General features: G+C 61.2%; 18 protein-coding genes. 15 read left to right on the forward strand and 3 right to left on the reverse strand.

Annotated features, from left to right (window positions below):
- Positions 1 to 22: 22 nt before the first annotated feature.
- The gene (locus VR71_RS07355; protein WP_009815714.1) at positions 23 to 595 is read right to left on the reverse strand and encodes an NYN domain-containing protein; all 573 of its coding nucleotides are present in this window, start codon (positions 593 to 595) and stop codon (positions 23 to 25) included.
- A 144-nt stretch (positions 596 to 739) separates the two neighbouring features.
- On the opposite strand from VR71_RS07355, the gene folK reads away from it, so the two are divergent.
- From folK to recO, 13 genes are all read left to right on the forward strand, one after another.
- Complete coding sequence (gene folK, locus VR71_RS07360; RefSeq protein ID WP_045682545.1) at positions 740 to 1306, forward strand: 2-amino-4-hydroxy-6-hydroxymethyldihydropteridine diphosphokinase; 567 nt, start codon at positions 740 to 742, stop codon at positions 1304 to 1306.
- 79 nt (positions 1307 to 1385) lie between these two features.
- A complete protein-coding gene (rpoZ, locus tag VR71_RS07365) occupies positions 1386 to 1739 on the forward strand; it encodes a DNA-directed RNA polymerase subunit omega (protein ID WP_009815716.1) in 354 nt (117 codons plus the stop codon).
- A 41-nt stretch (positions 1740 to 1780) separates the two neighbouring features.
- Complete coding sequence (locus VR71_RS07370; protein WP_009815717.1) at positions 1781 to 3907, forward strand: bifunctional (p)ppGpp synthetase/guanosine-3',5'-bis(diphosphate) 3'-pyrophosphohydrolase; 2127 nt, start codon at positions 1781 to 1783, stop codon at positions 3905 to 3907.
- Between the two features lie 25 nt (positions 3908 to 3932).
- Positions 3933 to 4613, forward strand: coding sequence for a DUF2062 domain-containing protein (locus VR71_RS07375; protein ID WP_040650268.1), 681 nt, complete (start codon positions 3933 to 3935; stop codon positions 4611 to 4613).
- A gap of 39 nt (positions 4614 to 4652) precedes the next feature.
- The gene (locus VR71_RS07380) at positions 4653 to 5405 is read left to right on the forward strand and encodes a pyridoxine 5'-phosphate synthase (protein WP_045682491.1); all 753 of its coding nucleotides are present in this window, start codon (positions 4653 to 4655) and stop codon (positions 5403 to 5405) included.
- Entirely contained in the window at positions 5398 to 6012 is a 615-nt protein-coding gene (locus VR71_RS07385) for a LysE family translocator (RefSeq protein ID WP_045682493.1), read from the forward strand. Before VR71_RS07380 ends, VR71_RS07385 begins: the two co-directional genes overlap by 8 nt.
- Before the next feature lie 10 nt (positions 6013 to 6022).
- Positions 6023 to 7489 carry an alpha/beta fold hydrolase gene (locus VR71_RS07390; protein WP_045682495.1) on the forward strand — a complete coding sequence of 489 codons (1467 nt, stop codon included), beginning with the start codon at positions 6023 to 6025 and terminating at the stop codon, positions 7487 to 7489.
- The gene (gene acpS, locus VR71_RS07395; RefSeq protein ID WP_009815722.1) at positions 7486 to 7896 is read left to right on the forward strand and encodes a holo-ACP synthase; all 411 of its coding nucleotides are present in this window, start codon (positions 7486 to 7488) and stop codon (positions 7894 to 7896) included. Before VR71_RS07390 ends, acpS begins: the two co-directional genes overlap by 4 nt.
- Positions 7897 to 7949: 53 nt before the next feature.
- Positions 7950 to 8780: a signal peptidase I gene (gene lepB, locus VR71_RS07400; RefSeq protein ID WP_045682497.1), complete on the forward strand. Its 831-nt coding sequence runs from the start codon at positions 7950 to 7952 to the stop codon at positions 8778 to 8780.
- Entirely contained in the window at positions 8777 to 9460 is a 684-nt protein-coding gene (rnc, locus tag VR71_RS07405; protein WP_045682499.1) for a ribonuclease III, read from the forward strand. Before lepB ends, rnc begins: the two co-directional genes overlap by 4 nt.
- A 253-nt stretch (positions 9461 to 9713) precedes the next feature.
- Positions 9714 to 10619, forward strand: a complete 906-nt coding sequence (era, locus tag VR71_RS07410) for a GTPase Era (protein ID WP_045682501.1) — start codon at positions 9714 to 9716, stop codon at positions 10617 to 10619.
- Positions 10620 to 10691: 72 nt separating this feature from the next.
- Positions 10692 to 11024 (forward strand): DUF1491 family protein, encoded by a 333-nt coding sequence (locus tag VR71_RS07415; protein WP_045682503.1) that lies wholly within the window; start codon positions 10692 to 10694, stop codon positions 11022 to 11024.
- A 7-nt stretch (positions 11025 to 11031) separates the two neighbouring features.
- Entirely contained in the window at positions 11032 to 11766 is a 735-nt protein-coding gene (gene recO / locus VR71_RS07420; RefSeq protein ID WP_045682505.1) for a DNA repair protein RecO, read from the forward strand.
- Positions 11767 to 11818: 52 nt separating this feature from the next.
- On the opposite strand, the gene VR71_RS07425 is transcribed toward recO, so the two are convergent.
- The gene (locus VR71_RS07425) at positions 11819 to 12592 is read right to left on the reverse strand and encodes a sulfite exporter TauE/SafE family protein (RefSeq protein WP_045682507.1); all 774 of its coding nucleotides are present in this window, start codon (positions 12590 to 12592) and stop codon (positions 11819 to 11821) included.
- 247 nt (positions 12593 to 12839) lie between these two features.
- Here VR71_RS07425 and VR71_RS07430 point away from each other — a divergent pair, with 247 nt between their 5' ends.
- Both VR71_RS07430 and ispH read left to right on the forward strand, forming a co-directional pair.
- Positions 12840 to 14528 carry an acyl-CoA dehydrogenase family protein gene (locus VR71_RS07430; RefSeq protein WP_045682510.1) on the forward strand — a complete coding sequence of 563 codons (1689 nt, stop codon included), beginning with the start codon at positions 12840 to 12842 and terminating at the stop codon, positions 14526 to 14528.
- Between the two features lie 102 nt (positions 14529 to 14630).
- Entirely contained in the window at positions 14631 to 15581 is a 951-nt protein-coding gene (gene ispH, locus VR71_RS07435; protein WP_045682512.1) for a 4-hydroxy-3-methylbut-2-enyl diphosphate reductase, read from the forward strand.
- A 281-nt stretch (positions 15582 to 15862) separates the two neighbouring features.
- Here the strand turns inward: ispH and VR71_RS07440 are convergent, their stop codons facing one another.
- The gene (locus VR71_RS07440; RefSeq protein WP_045682514.1) at positions 15863 to 16897 is read right to left on the reverse strand and encodes an IS110 family transposase; all 1035 of its coding nucleotides are present in this window, start codon (positions 16895 to 16897) and stop codon (positions 15863 to 15865) included.
- Positions 16898 to 16899: the final 2 nt, after the last annotated feature.

Below are 16899 nucleotides of genomic sequence, written 5' to 3' on the forward strand. Positions count from 1 at the left end.
ACTGAAAGGCCAGCTCGGGAGATCACTCCTGTTCGGCATAGGCCTCTTGTCGGTCACTCGGAACGTCACGCGGCGGGCGGCCGATGACATCCTTGAGATCCGCCAATTCGATGAAATTATCCGCCTGGCGGCGCAATTCATCCGAGATCATCGGCGGTTGGCTGCGGATGGTCGACACGACCGAGACGCGCACGCCCTGACGCTGAAGGCTCTCGACCAGAGGGCGAAAATCGCCATCGCCCGAGAAGAGCACGATATGATCGACGCGCGGCGCGAGTTCCATCGCATCCACGGTCAGTTCGATATCCATATTGCCCTTGACCTTGCGGCGTCCTTGGCTGTCGGTATATTCCTTGGCCGGTTTGGTGACCATGGAATAGCCGTTGTAATGCAACCAATCGACCAAAGGCCGGATTGGCGAATACTCGTCATTCTCAAGCAGGGCGGTATAGTAAAAGGCGCGCAGCAATTTGCCGCGACGCATGAACTCGGATCTCAGCAACTTGTAATCAATGTCAAACCCAAGCGCCTTGCCAGCCGCGTAAAGGTTTGAGCCATCAATGAACAAGGCCAAACGCTCGTCCTTGTAAAACATCTTAAATGTCCTTCCGAATGGTCATGTCATGCCTGGGAGTGGTGAGTGGTGTGAGTGATGAAGGCAGAACAAGTAACTCGATGAATTAGGGGTTTCGAATTCTGCATGCAAGTGCATGTTACATCCTGAAAGGATATGAGTCTGATGACGTTAGATCAACACTGCTTGATCGCCATGGGTGGAAACTTGCCGTTCGGCGAGGTGAGCCCCGACGTTACCCTGTCGGACGCGCTTGCGCTCTTGCGCGAGAACGGGGCTGAAATCCTCGCGGTCAGCCGCTATTTTCGCACCCCTGCCTTCCCTGCGGGGGCGGGGCCGGATTTCGTCAATGCGGCGGCAGTCCTGCGCTACCCCGGCCCGGCAGAGGCCGTGCTGGCCCTCTTGCACCGGGTCGAGGCGGCGTTTGGGCGGAGACGGGACACCCGGTGGGGACAGCGTACTCTCGACCTTGATCTGATCGCCATCGGACCGCAAATCCTGCCGGACCGGGCCGGATTCGAGGCGTGGCGCGGTCTCTCGCTCAAGGCGCAGCAGGCGCGAGCACCCGACCATCTGATCCTGCCACATCCGCGCGTTCACGAGCGCGCGTTTGTGCTGGTGCCGTTGGCGGATGTGGCCCCGGATTGGGTGCATCCGGTCTTGGGGCGCACGGTACGGCAGATGTTGGACGACCTGCCGCAAGCCCAGCGGGATGAGGTGAAAGTGCTTTGATTCTCTGCTTGTAAATCCCGGCTTGACAGCCTAAATACAAGGCTTCTTAAAATCTGCCCCTAACCCTTCCGGAGGTCGTATGGCCCGCGTTACCACAGAAGATTGCGTTGACAAGGTTCCGAACCGTTTTGATCTGGTGATGCTTGCTGCACACCGTGCCCGCGAAATTGCGTCCGGATCGCCGCTGACGGTGGATCGCGACAACGACAAGAACCCGGTCGTGGCGCTTCGCGAAATTGCCGAGGAAACCCAGTCGGCGGACGACCTGCGTGAGCGTCTGATCGAATCGAATCAGACCCAGATTGAGGTGGATGAACCGGAAGAGGATTCCATGGCCCTCTTGATGGGTGGCGACGTGGACAAGCCCGACACCGACGACATGTCGGAGGAAAAGCTGCTGCGCGCCCTGATGGAAGCACAGGGTCAGGGCTGAGCCTCGACCCTCGTTGCCCGCTCAGCCAAGGCGTATAGCAGATGATCGCCGTTGACGACCTGATCACGCTGGTGCGCCATTACAATCCCCGCACAGACGAGGCTCTCATTCGCGCGGCCTATGATTTTGGCCGCGCGATGCATGAGGGGCAATTTCGTCACTCGGGCGAGCCCTATTTCACCCATCCTGTTGCCGTGGCTGCGATCCTGACTGAGCAACGGCTGGATGATGCGACGATCATCACCGCTCTTTTGCATGACACAATCGAGGACACCAAAGCGTCCTATCAGATTGTCGCAGACAAGTTTGGTCGTGAAGTGGCCGATCTCGTGGATGGCGTCACCAAGCTGACCAATCTGCAACTCTCGAGTTCCGAGACCAAACAGGCCGAGAATTTCCGCAAGCTGTTCATGGCGATGTCCAAGGATTTGCGGGTCATTCTGGTCAAACTCGCCGACCGCCTGCACAACATGCGCACAATCAAGGCCATGCGCCCGGACAAACAGGCGCAAAAGGCGCGCGAGACCATGGATATCTATGGGCCGCTGGCGGGCCGCATGGGTATGCAGTGGATGCGCGAAGAACTGGAAGATCTGGCGTTTCGGGTGCTCAACCCCGAGGCCCGGGCCAGCATCATCCGCCGCTTCATTACCCTGCAACGCGAAACCGGCGATGTGGTCGAACGGATCACCAGCGATATGCGGCACGAGTTGGACAAGGCCGGGATCATGGCCGATGTCTTTGGCCGTGCCAAGAAACCGTATTCGATCTGGCGCAAGATGCAGGAAAAGGAGATGGGCTTTTCACGCCTGTCGGATATCTATGGCTTTCGCGTGATTACCCGCTCCGAGAATGACTGTTACCGCGCTCTGGGGGCAATCCATCAGCGGTGGCGTGCCGTGCCGGGGCGGTTCAAGGATTACATCAGCCAGCCAAAATCCAACGGCTATCGCAGCATTCACACTACTGTGTCGGGCCGCGATGGCAAGCGGGTCGAGGTGCAGATTCGCACGCAGGCAATGCATGACGTGGCCGAAACGGGAGTGGCCGCGCATTGGTCGTATCGCGACGGGGTGCGCTCCGAGAACCCATTTGCCGTAGATCCCGCCAAGTGGATTTCCTCCGTCAGCGAACAGTTCGACGCCGAAGAGGATCACGAGGATTTTCTCGAGGCGGTCAAGCTCGAGATGTATGCGGATCAGGTGTTTTGTTTCACGCCCAAAGGCGATGTGATCAAGTTGCCGCGCGGGGCGACACCGATTGATTTTGCCTATGCCATTCATACACGGATCGGCCATGCCTGCGTTGGGGCCAAGGTGGACGGCATGCGCGTGCCGCTCTGGACGCGGATCAAGAACGGCCAATCGGTCGAGGTGATCACCGCTGACGGGCAGACGCCGCAAGCCACTTGGCTTGATATTGCCACCACCGGCAAGGCGCGCGCTGCCATCCGCCGCGCCCTGCGCGAACTGGACCGCGACCGCTATATCAAACTCGGGCGGGAATTGGCGCGCTCGGCCTTTGAGCATGTCGGCAAAAAGGCAACCGACAAGGCACTCGAAGCCGCCGCGCGCACGCTGCGCCTGAAAAACGCCGATGAGGTGCGCGCGCGATTGGGCAGCGCCGAATTGACTGCGCATCAGGTGCTGAACGCCGTTTACCCGGATCTGGTGCCTGAGGCGGGGAATGAGGTGACGCGTGACCGCGCGGTGATCGGCCTTGGGGCGGATCAGAGCTTTGAGCGGGCGCGCTGTTGCCAGCCTTTGCCGGGCGAGCGGATTGTCGGCATCACCTATCGCGGGCGCGGTGTGGTGATTCATGCCATCGACTGCGAGACCCTGTCGCAATATGACCAACAGCCGGATCGTTGGATGGACCTGCATTGGCACACCGGTACGCATCCGGCAGCCTATGACGTGACACTTGACCTCACCATTGGCAACGATGCCGGGGTGCTGGGGCGGATTTGCACCTTGATCGGCGAGCAGAAGGCCAATATCTCGGATCTGACATTCGTTGACCGGAAACCGGATTTCTATCGTCTATTGATTGATGTCGAGTTGCGCGATGCCGAGCATTTGCACGGCGTGCTCTCGGCGCTAGATGCGGAAAGCGATGTCGCCGCAGTAGAGCGCTATCGAGATCCGTCCCGCGTGGGGGCGGGCTGAGCCATTAACCCTAGGAGCCGCACAAGTGGTTTTCAAACGTCGTGACAGACGCCCCTTGTGGAAGGTGATAGCCGATTTTTTCTGGCCCAAAGGCGGGTGGGCGCGCGCATTTACCTATGTCAAACACCGGCTGCACCGCCTGCCTGATCCACCCGAGCGTATCGCTCGCGGAATATTTGCCGGGGTTTTCACCACGTTCACGCCGTTCTACGGTCTGCACTTCATTGTCGCGGGCACGATTGCTCTCATTCTGCGCGGCAATATCCCTGCGGCCTTGTTGGGCACGTTCTTTGGCAATCCGCTGACCTATGTGCCGATTGGGGTGATTTCGCTTCAGACGGGGCACGCGATCCTTGGTCGCACCACGCTGGCAGAGGATGAAATCAGCCGCTCGCTCGGGGGCAAGTTTCTCGATGCGGGCGATGACCTCAAGAACAACTTTCTTGCCATCTTCATGGATCACACGGCAGATTGGCATAACCTGAAAGTATTCTATGACGAGGTGTTCTTGCCGTATTTGGTGGGGGGCATCGTGCCGGGAATCGTGACGGCGCTTGCGGCCTATTACATCAGCCTGCCTGTGATCACCGCCTATCAGCACCGACGCAAGGGCGTCCTAAAGGCAAAATGGACAGCGATGAAGGAAAAAAAGATCGCCAAGGAAAAACAGGCGCACAAGGCTGACGAGGCGCGAAAACCAGACTAGGTTATGTCTAGAGTCGCGGATCAATCACGGGAGAGGCCGATGTCGGCAGGAAAGAAGCTACGCCTTGGCGTCAATATCGACCATGTGGCCACAGTGCGCAATGCACGTGGCGGGGCCTATCCTGATCCCTTGCGCGCCGCGAAATTGGCCGAAGAGGCCGGGGCGGATGGCATCACCGCGCATCTGCGCGAGGACCGGCGGCATATCTCGGACACAGACATTGATGGGTTGATGGAGGTGCTGACGGTGCCGCTCAACTTTGAGATGGCGGCGACCGAGGAGATGCAGCGTATCGCCCTGCGGCATAAGCCACATGCGGTGTGCATCGTGCCGGAAAAACGCGAGGAGCGCACGACCGAAGGCGGGCTGGAAGTGGCACGCGAGGAAAACCGGCTGGCGCATTACTTAGCACCATTGCGTGCGGCAGGTTGCCGGGTGTCGATCTTTATTGCTGCCGACAAACGCCAGATTGACGCCGCGCACCGGATCGGGGCCGAGGTGATCGAATTGCACACCGGCGCCTATTGCGACGCCCATGCCGAGGGGCATTTTGAGGCCCGAGACCGTGAGTTGGAGGGGCTGCGCGAAATGTCGGCCTATGCCCATTCGCTGGGGCTTGAGGTGCATGCGGGGCATGGTTTGAACTATGAAACCGTGAAGCCGGTCGCAGCCTTTCCCGAGGTGATGGAGCTCAACATCGGGCATTTCCTGATTGGGGAGGCGATTTTTCGCGGATTGCAACCAGCGATTTCCGAAATGCGGCGACTGATGGACGAGGCGCGCGATGGCTGAGCCGCTGGGATTTCTCTCCGCCGCGCTTGCCTTTACCGTCATCGCGGCCTCTCCGGGGCCAGCCAATCTTGCGGCGGCAAGTGTGGCGATGGCTGCGGGTCGGGCCAAGGGCATGCGGTTTGCGCTTGGTCTGGGACTCGGTCTCTTTTTCTGGGGGATGCTGGCCGCGATGGGGCTTGGGGCCGTCCTGCAATCTAGCGGATGGGCGTTGAGTATCCTCAAAATTCTGGGCGCGGGCTATCTTTTCTGGTTGGCCCTGCACTCCTTGCGGGCCGCGCGGCTTGGAAACAGCACGATGGCTGTCCGCGCCGCACCGCGCCGCCTGTTCTGGTCTGGTCTGATGCTGAACCTCTCGAACCCAAAGGCTGTCTTTGCCTGGATGGCGACGCTGTCACTGGGGATTGGCGGCAGCGGGCAGGAGTTTCTGCCGCTCATGCTGCTCTGTGGTTTGATCGGGTTGATCAATTACGTTGTTTGGGTCGCGCTCTTTTCAACCGGGGTGATGATGCGGGGCTATCTGCGCGCGCGCCGCTGGATTGACGCGACGGTCGGCCTGTTGCTTGGTGCGGCGGGTGTGTCGCTGCTTCGGTCGTCGGCCTCTCAATGAGGCAAGGTTGATGTTTCGCGTCATAGCCCTGCTATGCGTCGCCGCCCTCGCGCTCTGGCAGCTAGAAGGGCAGCGGCGCGGGGTGGAAATCACCAGCTTTACGGTCTCTGACACGCCGGTGACGCGTTATGCGCAGCCCGGTGCTGACGGGCCGGTGGTTGTCGTGGCGCATGGCTTTGCCGGGTCGCGGCAGATGATGCAGGCCTATAGCCTTGATCTGGCGCGGGCGGGATACCGGGTCTGGGCGTTTGATTTCGAAGGGCATGGGCGCAACCGCGTGCCGATGTCAGGCGATGTGACGCGCATCGACGGCACGACGCAACTTCTGGTTGAGCAAACGCGCCGCGTGGTCGAGGCGGCGGTGGCGCAAGACGGCTACCCAGGCGAGGTCGCGCTCTTGGGACATTCCATGGCGACCGATATCATCATCCGCACCGCGCTTGAGGAGGACCGGGTTGGGCCGGTGGTGGCGATATCTGCGTTTTCTCAGGCGGTGACGGCCATTGCGCCGGATAACCTCTTGCTGATCAGCGGCGCGTGGGAGGCGGGATTGCGTGATTTTGCCCGCGACACGGTGGCGATGGTCACGCCCGGCGCGGGCGAGGGTGAGACAGTGCAGTCGGGGGACGTGACCCGACGCGCGGTTGTGGCCCCCTTGGCGGAGCATGTGGCGGTGCTGCATAGCCGTGTGGGGCGCACCGAGGCGATTGATTGGCTCGATACAGCCTATGGGCGCGAGAGTGATGTTGCGGTGCGGGCCACGGGCCCATGGATCATGGTCTTGATGGGGGCGATAGTGGCTCTGGCTTGGCCGTTATCGCGGCGCATGCCGCAGCACGCGCCGCCTGTTCCGACCACGCTCTCGATGCGGCAGTTCGCTCTCGTGGTTGGCGTGCCAGCCCTTCTTGCGCCGCTCTTGGCGGTGCAGGTGGAAACACGGCTGCTGCCGGTGTTGGTGGCGGATTATCTAGTCCTGCACCTGGTGCTCTACGGGGTTTGCCAACTTGCGCTCCTTTGGGGATTTGGGCTGCGTCCTGACCGGCTGCGGCCCGTGGCGGTGCTCGCGCTGCTGGTCTGGGGCCTTGGCGTCTTTGGCTTTTTTCTGCATCGCTATAGCGCGAATTTCTGGCCCACACCTGAGCGGTTGACGATCATCGCGGCGCTTAGCCTTGGTGCGCTGCCGTTCATGCTGGCGGATGCGGTGCTGACGCGCGGCGCGCCGCTCTGGCAGAGGTTGGGCGCGCGGTTGATGTTTATACTCTCGCTGGGTCTGGCCATCCTGCTCGACACCGAGCGGTTGTTCTTTCTTGCGATGATTGCGCCGGTGATCCTCCTCTTTTTCCTGATATTCGGGCTGATGGGCCGTTGGGTGGCGGCGCGGGCGGGGGGGACGAGCGCAGGTGTGGCTCTTGGTCTCATCCTCGCATGGGCGCTTGGGGTAAGTTTTCCGCTCTTTGCACCGGGGGTGACGGGATGATCTTGGGGATTGGCACGGATCTGGCGAATATCGAGCGGATCGCACGCACGCTCGAGCGGTTTGGTGACCGGTTCCGCAACCGGGTCTTCACGCCCGTAGAACAGGCCAAGGCCGAGCGCCGCGCCGACGTGGCAGGCACCTATGCCAAGCGGTGGGCAGCCAAGGAAGCCTGTTCCAAGGCGCTTGGCACCGGACTACGCATGGGCATCGCGTGGAAGGATATGGCGGTCACCAACCTGCCCACGGGTCAGCCGGTGATGCAGGTTTCGGGCTGGGCCGCGACACGTCTGGCCGAGATGACGCCGCCGGGACATGAGGCCATCATCCATGTGACATTGACCGACGATCACCCTTGGGCGCAAGCCTTTGTGGTGATCGAGGCGCGGCCCGTTGAACGGTCTGCTTGACACCTTGGCCCCGGCCCCGCATGTAGCGCCGGAGAGATAGCGGAGGACGCCGAATGGCCGCCACAGGCAAGACATCGAGCTCTATCTGGGAAACCGTCAAGACGGTGTTCTGGGCCCTTGTGATCGCGGGGCTGTTCCGCACGCTTTTCTTTCAGCCGTTCTGGATTCCCTCAGGGTCGATGAAGGACACGCTGCTGATCGGTGACTTCCTCTTTGTCAACAAGATGGCCTATGGCTATTCCTACGCCTCCTGCCCCTCGATCCGCTTCGCGGGGCTCGATATCGATGCTCAAAAGATCTGCGGCTTCATCGACGGCGACAACACCCGGATTTTTGGCTCAGAGCCGGAGCGCGGCGATATAATCGTCTTCCGGCAACCGACTGATGGCACCGATTTCATCAAGCGGGTCATTGGCCTGCCAGGGGATCGCATTCAAATGAAGGATGGCGTGCTGCATATCAACGAGGCCGCCGTCGGGCTGGAACCGGCCGGTGATTTCGTTGAAGAATTCGCTCGCCAAGGGCCAATGGGGATCCGTCCGCGCTGCGAGAATGGCGTGGTGGGGGAAGGGGCCGATTGCATCAAATCGCGTCAGATCGAGACTTTGCCAAATGGCCGATCGCATGCGATCCTCAATATCGGCGATCAGCGGGCGGATAACACGGGCGTCTTTACCGTTCCGGCCGGGCATTACTTCTTCATGGGCGACAACCGCGACAATTCCACGGATTCGCGCTTTCCGCAGGCGGTTGGCGGCGTGGGCTTTGTCCCCTACGAGAACCTGATCGGGCGGGCCAATCGGGTGGTGTTCTCATCGGCAGGCCGTTCCATGTTGGCGTTTTGGACTTGGCGCAGCGACCGCTTCTTCAAGAGGTTGGATTGAAGCTTTCGGCCGAGATAAAGGCGTTTCAGACGCGGCTTGGGCATGAGTTCACTGCGACTGAACTTCTCATTCGGGCGCTGACCCATTCGTCGATGGTCACGCCCAACCGTGATGACAATCAGAGGCTGGAGTTTTTGGGCGACCGCGTGCTTGGGCTGGTGATGTCCGAGGCGCTGCTGTCGCAGGACAAAGGCGCGACCGAAGGGCAACTTGCGCCGCGATTCAATGCGCTGGTGCGCAAGGAGGCCTGCGCCGATGTGGCGCGCGAGATCGACCTTGGTGCGGTGCTCAAGCTCGGGCGCTCCGAAATGCTTTCTGGCGGGCGGCGCAAAGAGGCGCTGTTGGGTGATGCGATGGAGGCGGTGATTGCCGCGATCTATCTTGACGCCGGATTTGACGCGGCGCGCGCGGTTGTTCTCCGGCTCTGGGGCGCGCGGATCGGCGAGGTCAAGGACGACGCGCGCGACGCAAAGACAGCACTTCAGGAGTGGGCGCAAGCGCGGGGGCTTCCGCCACCCGACTACATTGAGCTGCGCCGAAAGGGACCGGATCACGCGCCGGTTTTCACTATTTCTGCCCAGTTGAGGAGCGGCGAAAGCGCCGAGGCGACGGCTGGCTCCAAGCGGCAGGCAGAGCAAACGGCAGCCAAGGCGCTCTTGGCCCGGCTGCAGACCGATTGAGACCCCGCGCGGGGCTGCGATCTCGGCATCCGCAAAAAACCGCGCCGAGATCAGCTGGGGACGTGTCGCACAGCGCGGTATCTACCCCAAATCCTGCAAGACGACGCGTTTGCCGGTGGCCTCACCTGATGGTCATGAATGAGGCTGTGGCCACACCTTTGTTTCCTTTGGCTGTGGGAACTGACGCTCGGCTCTGGTCGCGGCGCGGCAAATCGGCTAGAGCCTGTCAATCACAACAGTCGAGACCCATCCCATGACCACGCGCGCCGGCTTTATTGCCCTGATCGGAGAGCCCAATGCGGGCAAATCCACCCTGCTCAATCGCATGGTGGGGGCCAAGGTCAGCATCGTCACCCACAAGGTACAGACCACGCGCGCGCGCATTCGTGGCGTGGCGATGGAGGGGCAGAGCCAGCTGGTGTTCGTCGACACACCGGGCCTGTTTCAGCCACGCCGCAGGCTGGATCGGGCGATGGTCGCCGCCGCCTGGGGGGGCGCGGCGGATGCCGATGTGGTAATCCTGCTGATTGAGGCGCATCGCGGCGTGACCGAAGGTGTGGAGCGCATCTTGGAAGGGTTGAGCGGCATCGCCAAGGGCCGCAAGGTGGCACTCGCCATCAACAAGATCGACCGCGTGCAAGCGCAGGTGCTGCTGGCGCTGACAAAGGACATGAACGAGCGCTTTGCCTTTGAAAAGACGTTCCTTATTTCCGCCGAGAAGGGGCACGGGGTGGACGATCTGCGGCAGTGGCTGGCGGGTGAAGTGCCCGAGGGGCCGTGGCTCTATCCTGAGGATCAGATCGCCGATCTGCCGATGCGGATGATCGCCGCCGAGATGACGCGCGAAAAGCTGACGCTGCGGCTGCATCAGGAATTGCCCTATCAACTGACCGTCGAGACCGATCACTGGGAAGAGCGCAAGGATGGATCCGCCCGGATTGATCAGGTGGTCTATGTGATGCGTGACGGGCACAAGGGCATCGTTCTGGGCAACAAGGGCGAGACGATCAAGGCTGTCTCCAAGGCGGCACGTGAGGAGTTGGAGGAATTCCTTGGCCGCCGCATTCATCTCTTCCTACAGGTCAAGGTTCGCGAGAACTGGCAGGAAGAATCCGAGCGCTATTCCGAAATGGGGCTGGATTTCAAAGACGGAAATTAGGTGCATGCGATTGTTTTTATTTGACAAAATACTTAACTCCAACCGCACGGCACGGGCGGAAACCGAGGGCGCATGGCCCGGTTGACCGCACGTTTCTGGGTTGATGCCTATCTGGCACGGCTCAGGTTGGCGGAGATTCCCGCCTTTGTGGTGGCGCATGGCGATGACATCGGCGGCGCAGTTCTGGTCAAGCTCAACACGCTGAACGGTCAGGCGCGGGTCTGGCAGCGGTCGTTTGACCTGATGAGCGGCGCGCGGGTTTGGGTTGTGTTGGCCGAGGGGGACGAGGCTGGTGTCGATGCCGCAATTCGCCGGCAGCGGGGCTATGATCCCGACCTCTGGGTGATCGAGGTGGAGGACCGGGAGGGTCGTCACCTGCTTGATCAAGACGGGCTGGAGGCGTGAGAGACCGATGGATTGGCGCGATCAGGGTATCCTTCTGAGCAGCCGCCGCCACGGGGAAAGTTCTGTAATCATTGAAGTTTTCACGCCAGAGCGCGGACGTCACGCAGGCGTTGTGCGCGGTGGTGCATCGCGCAAAATGGCCCCGATCCTGCAACCCGGCGCGCAGCTTGATCTGGAATGGCGGGCGCGGTTGGAGGATCATATCGGCACTTTTAGGGTGGAACCTGTTCGATCCCGGGCGGGGGTTTTGGGGAATCCGCTGACCTTGGCGGGGTTGAATGCCGTTTGTGCGCTGTTGCTCTTTGCCCTGCCCGAGCGCGAAGCGCATGGTGCACTCTATGAGCGCACAGAGACTCTGCTCGATCTTCTGGCCGAATCCGAGGTCTGGCCCCTAGCCTATCTGCATTGGGAACTGGCGCTATTGGAGGATCTGGGATTTGGTCTGGACCTGAGCACCTGTGCGGTGATGGGGGAAAAGGCAAATGATCTCAGCTACATATCACCAAGGACCGGGCGTGCGGTGTCGCGGGCTGGGGCGGGGGAATGGGTGGACAAGCTCTTGCCATTGCCGCCCTGTCTGATGGGACATGGGCCCGCACCGGATGCCGAAATCCTGCAAGGCTTGACGGTCACGGGCCATTTTTTGCGCACCCATCTGGCACCGCAGATGGGAAACAAGCCGCTGCCCGAGGCGCGCGAGAGGTTCGTCGCGCGCATGGCGGCGCGGGTCAATCGGGGCTGAGGCGCCTGTAAGCTCTGTAAGGTTTCGGCCGAGTTTTGTAAGGTCTTCTGGATCAGAGCAGCATGACGCCACGCCGGATCAGGTTGAGCCCGGCAATCAGCAGTACCCAGAGGGTGATCTTGCGAAAGGTCGCCTGATCGAATCGGTCTTGAAGGCGAAAGCCGATCCAGATTCCGAAGAGCGCCGGGGCGACCATCGCCAGAGAGAGCGGCACCGTTTCGGCGCGCAAGACGCCCGATCCGATATGCGAGCCAAGCAGCACCAGCGCACCCAAACCATAGATCACGCCCTGCACCCGCATCTGGTCGGTTTTCTCGGTGCCGCGCGCGATTAGCATGGCGACGGTGGGCGGCCCCCAGATCCCCGAGAGGCCGCCGAAAAGACCGGCAAGCGCCCCCATGCCCGCCTCACCCTTGATCCCCGGCTCCGGCGGCAGACGCAAACCGCGTCCCATGAGCGTGGAGACCGCATAAAGCGTGATCAGTGGGCCGATGAAGAGCAACATCGCAGAGGGCGGCAGCACCGGCACCAGCTGTGCCGCAAAGACCATAATCACGCCACCTGCAATCAGGAACACCCGGAAATGTGTGATCGAGGCGAGGGCGGCGAGAGCACCTTGGCGCAGCGCCTGCCAGAGATTTGTGGCCAGCGTCGGCAGGATCAACCCTGCCAGCGCCAGTTCGGGGGGCATCATCGTGCTGAGACCCGCGATCATCACTGTGGGCATGGCAAAGCCCACCACCCCCTTGACCATCCCGGCGCAGACCGCCACGGTAAAGGCCATGGCCCAACCCCAGATTGGGTCTATGTCGAAAAACGCTTCCATGGGACCGTCTTAGGGTATTTCCGGAATCGCGCGAAACAGGGAAATGTTGCGGCGTGCGGGATTGAAGGCATTTTTGGCAACACGCAGGGACAGGTGCCGTCTGAAACCAGGCGCTGTGGGGCATTGCGCCGCAGTGCAGTATTTCAACACGCAATTTTAGAACAAAACCCTGCGACAAAAAGCATAATAGTTGCGCTGCACCTGCATAATAGATAAAAGGCACCAGATCAGGAAAAGGATGCGATTCATGGCACATGACGGACAGGATCTTGCGATGGCACAGCCGATTATTCTGGGCGACCTTCTGGCCTTGACCAGTGTGGCACTTGCCCCGACCGAAGCCTTGCTGGAGCGGGCCACTGACGCCGTGCGCGCGCTTGTCACTGTCGAGGGGCGCGTGTCGGGGGCGGCCATCGAGGCGCATCAGACCGCAGCTCATGGGCTGGCGTGGTTGGCCACCTATGTCGAGGCGCTGCGGCAAATGCAGGCCTGGGCCACGCGGCTGAAGGAAAAGGATCAGTTTGGCGAGGTTGAGCAACTGATCCTGCAAATCGCATTCGGAGAATATCTGAGCCAGATCGCGGGCGGCATCCAGATGAACCAAGGCGAGATGGTGCGGCTTCAGGATCTGGGCCTGAGCCCCGACGATGCACATCTGATGATGGACCCCGCCGCCACAATGCTGATGCAGGCGGGCAATACCCAAGCCGCGCGCAGCCGGTTGGTGGATTTGATGCAGGAGCGGTCCGCCGAGATCACGGTGGGGCGGACAGGGCTGGATGATGAGCTGGAAATGATCCGCGAGCAGTTCCGGCGTTTTTCGGTCGAGAAGGTCGAGCCCTATGCGCATGACTGGCATCTCAAGGATGAGCTCATTCCGATGGAGATCATCGAGGAATTGGCGGAAATGGGCGTCTTTGGCCTGACCATTCCCGAGGAATTCGGTGGTTTTGGGTTGAGCAAGGCGTCGATGGTTGTGGTCTCGGAAGAGTTGAGCCGGGGCTATATCGGGGTTGGCTCTCTGGGCACCCGCTCAGAGATTGCCGCCGAGTTGATCCTCTGCGGTGGCACCGAGGATCAGAAGGCGCAGTGGTTGCCCAAGCTGGCCAGCGCCGAGATCCTGCCGACGGCGGTCTTTACCGAGCCCAACACCGGATCGGATCTGGGCAGTTTGCGCACCCGTGCTGTCAAGGACGAGGCTGGCGACTGGAAAGTCACGGGCAACAAGACATGGATCACCCATGCCGCGCGCACCCATGTGATGACGCTCTTGGCGCGCACCGTGCCCGACACCACCGATCACCGGGGGCTGTCGATGTTTCTGGCCGAGAAAACCCCCGGCACCGATGACGCACCATTCCCGACCCCCGGCATGACCGGCGGCGAGATCGAGGTTCTGGGCTATCGTGGCATGAAGGAATATGAACTGGGGTTCGATAATTTTCACATCAAGGGCGAGAACCTGCTGGGCGGTGAAGAAGGCAAGGGCTTCAAGCAGTTGATGGAGACCTTTGAGTCTGCTCGCATTCAGACCGCCGCCCGCGCCGTGGGCGTCGCGCAATCCGCTCTCGATGTGGCGATGAAATATGCGCAGGACCGCAAGCAGTTTGGCCGCGCGTTGATCGAGTTTCCGCGTGTGTCGGGCAAGCTGGCGATGATGGCGGTCGAGATCATGGTGGCGCGGCAATTGACCTATTTCTCGGCTTGGGAAAAGGATCACGGGCGGCGCTGTGACCTTGAGGCGGGGATGGCCAAGCTCTTGGGGGCGCGGGTGGCCTGGGCTGCGGCGGATAACGGATTGCAGATCCATGGCGGCAACGGTTTTGCGCTGGAGTACACCATCAGCCGGATTCTCTGTGACGCGCGCATTCTCAATATTTTCGAGGGCGCGGCCGAGATCCAGGCGCAGGTGATCGCGCGGCGGCTGCTGGGGTAACTGGGGCGAATGAGGCGGCGGCGGACACCCCGCAATTTCCCGCCTCACCCTTTACCTGCCGCCTCCCCTGCCTTACCTCTAGACCCAAGCAGGAGACGCGCGATGACCAAGCCCCCCCTCACCCTCTACCTCGCCGCGCCGCGCGGCTTTTGCGCCGGTGTGGACCGCGCCATCAAGATCGTCGAAATGGCCCTCGCGAAATGGGGGGCGCCGGTCTATGTGCGCCATGAGATCGTGCATAACAAATACGTGGTCGATGACCTGCGCGCGAAGGGGGCGGTGTTCGTCGAGGAATTGGATGAGTGCCCCACCAACCGGCCGGTGATATTTTCCGCCCATGGCGTGCCGAAATCGGTCCCGTCGGAGGCCGCAGCGCGCCAGATGCTCTATGTCGATGCCACCTGCCCGCTGGTCAGCAAGGTGCATATCGAGGCAGAGCGGCACCATGAGAACGGGCTGCAAATTGTGATGATCGGCCATGCGGGCCACCCAGAAACCGTGGGCACCATGGGGCAATTGCCGACAGGCGAGGTGCTCTTGGTCGAGACCCCCGCCGATGTCGCCACGCTTGCGGTGCGCGACGCGGCCCGCCTTGCCTTTGTCACTCAAACCACCCTCTCGGTCGATGACACTGCCGAGGTGGTAGCGGCGCTTCAGGCGCGGTTCCCGGCGATTGTCGGCCCGCATAAGGAAGACATCTGTTACGCCACCACCAACCGGCAAGAGGCGGTCAAGGCCATGGCCGAGCGGGCAGAGGCGATGCTTGTCGTGGGCGCGCCCAATTCGTCGAATTCCAAACGTCTGGTCGAGGTCGGCGCGCGGGCGGGCTGCAGTTACTCCCAGCTGGTGCAACGCGCCACTGACATCGACTGGCGCGCGCTGGACGGTATCACCTCCATCGGGATTACCGCTGGGGCCTCTGCGCCGGAAGTGTTGGTCAACGAGGTGATCGACGCCTTCCACGCCCGCTATGACGTCACCGTCGAACAGATCGAAACCGCACAGGAAACGGTTGAGTTCAAGGTGCCGAGGGTGCTGCGGGAGAAGGTGTGAGGGGGATTGGCGACCGTGTCGGATGGCGGCTTCTCTAATTGGGCATTCGGGTCAAGCTCGTTTTCCTTGTTGTCTGGGATCTTTGTCACTCATCCGGGTCACGCTTCTCTTCGCAGTCTGGCTGATGCCGCGTGGGACATCGCTGCACGCATGTGTCGGATTGGTTGTGGAGAGCCTTGCTTTGAGACGCGCTTCAAGGGGCGCAGCAGCCATTTTCGGCTTCATCCACAGACCTCGTCCGGTGAGGACGATCCCGTTCAGATTGGTGTTGGGCGGTTAGATCATGCCGTGCCCTCCACTTTCTCTGAACGGAACTCTGTGCCATCCGCCCACATACGGTGAAGCAGGACGGCCAGTTTCCGGGCTACAGCCACAACGGCGCGGCGGCGCCCTTTGGTGCGCATCAGGCGCATGCCCCATGACTTGATCTGCGACCCTGCCATCGTTCGCATCAGCAAGGCGTTGGCGGCAGCATAGAGCGTTGCCCTCACATCTCGATCCCCGGCCTTCGATATCCGGCCCGGATTATCGTGCTCGCCAGATTGGTATCGTCTGGGCGTCAGGCCAAAGTGGGCGGCCACGGTGCGAGACCGTTTGAACCGCGCAGGGTCATCGACCGCCGCCTTGAAGGTCAAAGCCGCGATGGGGCCGGCACCGGGCACCGTCATCATGCGCATGCAGACCTCATCCTGACTGGCCGCGCGTTTGACCCGCCGATCCAGTTCAAGGAAGTGCTGATACAGAACCAGCCGTGCATCCAGCAGCGGGAGCATGGCGTGGGCCAGAACCTCGTCGATCTCGATCATCGGTCGAACGACGCCATCGAAGCTGCCATGCTTCACCGTCTTTGGCAGGCGGATGCCAAATATCTTCAGCAATCCGCGCACCTCGTTGGCCAGATCGATGGTCTTGCTGAGCAAGGCCTTCCGCGTGCTCAAAAGAGCCCGAACCCCATGCGCCTCCCGGCTCTTCATGTGAACGGGGCTGAACCAACCCGTCCGCAAGATCTGGGCGATGCCGCGAGCATCGTTGCGATCCGTTTTGTTGCGCATAGCGGACAAAGCGGCGCTCACCTGGCGCGCTTCCATGCACACGACGTCGAACCCTTCTGCCTTCAATCCGTAGAACAGATGCTGGCTCAAGGTGCCGGACTCAAACCCGATACGCTCGATCGTAACGGGAAGCGCAGTCAGGTACCCCGCGATCTCTTCGATCTCGCAAGGCAGGTCTCGCTCGTACAGAACCGTGCCTTTGCCGTCGACAACACAAACCGCGCAGGACCGCAACGATACGTCCAAGCCAGCATAATACTCCATTC

Source organism: Roseovarius sp. BRH_c41 (assembly GCF_000961715.1).
In the GTDB taxonomy this organism is placed as follows: domain Bacteria; phylum Pseudomonadota; class Alphaproteobacteria; order Rhodobacterales; family Rhodobacteraceae; genus Roseovarius.

Excerpts from the sequence above, each read along its gene's own strand:
- VR71_RS07355 (WP_009815714.1), bottom strand. The coding sequence starts at position 595 with ATGTTTTACAAGGACGAGCGTTTGGCCTTGTTCATTGATGGCTCAAAC.
- folK (WP_045682545.1), top strand. The coding sequence starts at position 740 with ATGACGTTAGATCAACACTGCTTGATCGCCATGGGTGGAAACTTGCCG.
- rpoZ (WP_009815716.1), top strand. The coding sequence starts at position 1,386 with ATGGCCCGCGTTACCACAGAAGATTGCGTTGACAAGGTTCCGAACCGT.
- VR71_RS07370 (WP_009815717.1), top strand. The coding sequence starts at position 1,781 with ATGATCGCCGTTGACGACCTGATCACGCTGGTGCGCCATTACAATCCC.
- VR71_RS07380 (WP_045682491.1), top strand. The coding sequence starts at position 4,653 with ATGTCGGCAGGAAAGAAGCTACGCCTTGGCGTCAATATCGACCATGTG.
- VR71_RS07385 (WP_045682493.1), top strand. The coding sequence starts at position 5,398 with ATGGCTGAGCCGCTGGGATTTCTCTCCGCCGCGCTTGCCTTTACCGTC.
- VR71_RS07390 (WP_045682495.1), top strand. The coding sequence starts at position 6,023 with ATGTTTCGCGTCATAGCCCTGCTATGCGTCGCCGCCCTCGCGCTCTGG.
- acpS (WP_009815722.1), top strand. The coding sequence starts at position 7,486 with ATGATCTTGGGGATTGGCACGGATCTGGCGAATATCGAGCGGATCGCA.
- lepB (WP_045682497.1), top strand. The coding sequence starts at position 7,950 with ATGGCCGCCACAGGCAAGACATCGAGCTCTATCTGGGAAACCGTCAAG.
- era (WP_045682501.1), top strand. The coding sequence starts at position 9,714 with ATGACCACGCGCGCCGGCTTTATTGCCCTGATCGGAGAGCCCAATGCG.
- VR71_RS07415 (WP_045682503.1), top strand. The coding sequence starts at position 10,692 with ATGGCCCGGTTGACCGCACGTTTCTGGGTTGATGCCTATCTGGCACGG.
- recO (WP_045682505.1), top strand. The coding sequence starts at position 11,032 with ATGGATTGGCGCGATCAGGGTATCCTTCTGAGCAGCCGCCGCCACGGG.
- VR71_RS07425 (WP_045682507.1), bottom strand. The coding sequence starts at position 12,592 with ATGGAAGCGTTTTTCGACATAGACCCAATCTGGGGTTGGGCCATGGCC.
- VR71_RS07430 (WP_045682510.1), top strand. The coding sequence starts at position 12,840 with ATGGCACATGACGGACAGGATCTTGCGATGGCACAGCCGATTATTCTG.
- ispH (WP_045682512.1), top strand. The coding sequence starts at position 14,631 with ATGACCAAGCCCCCCCTCACCCTCTACCTCGCCGCGCCGCGCGGCTTT.
- VR71_RS07440 (WP_045682514.1), bottom strand. The coding sequence starts at position 16,897 with ATGGAGTATTATGCTGGCTTGGACGTATCGTTGCGGTCCTGCGCGGTT.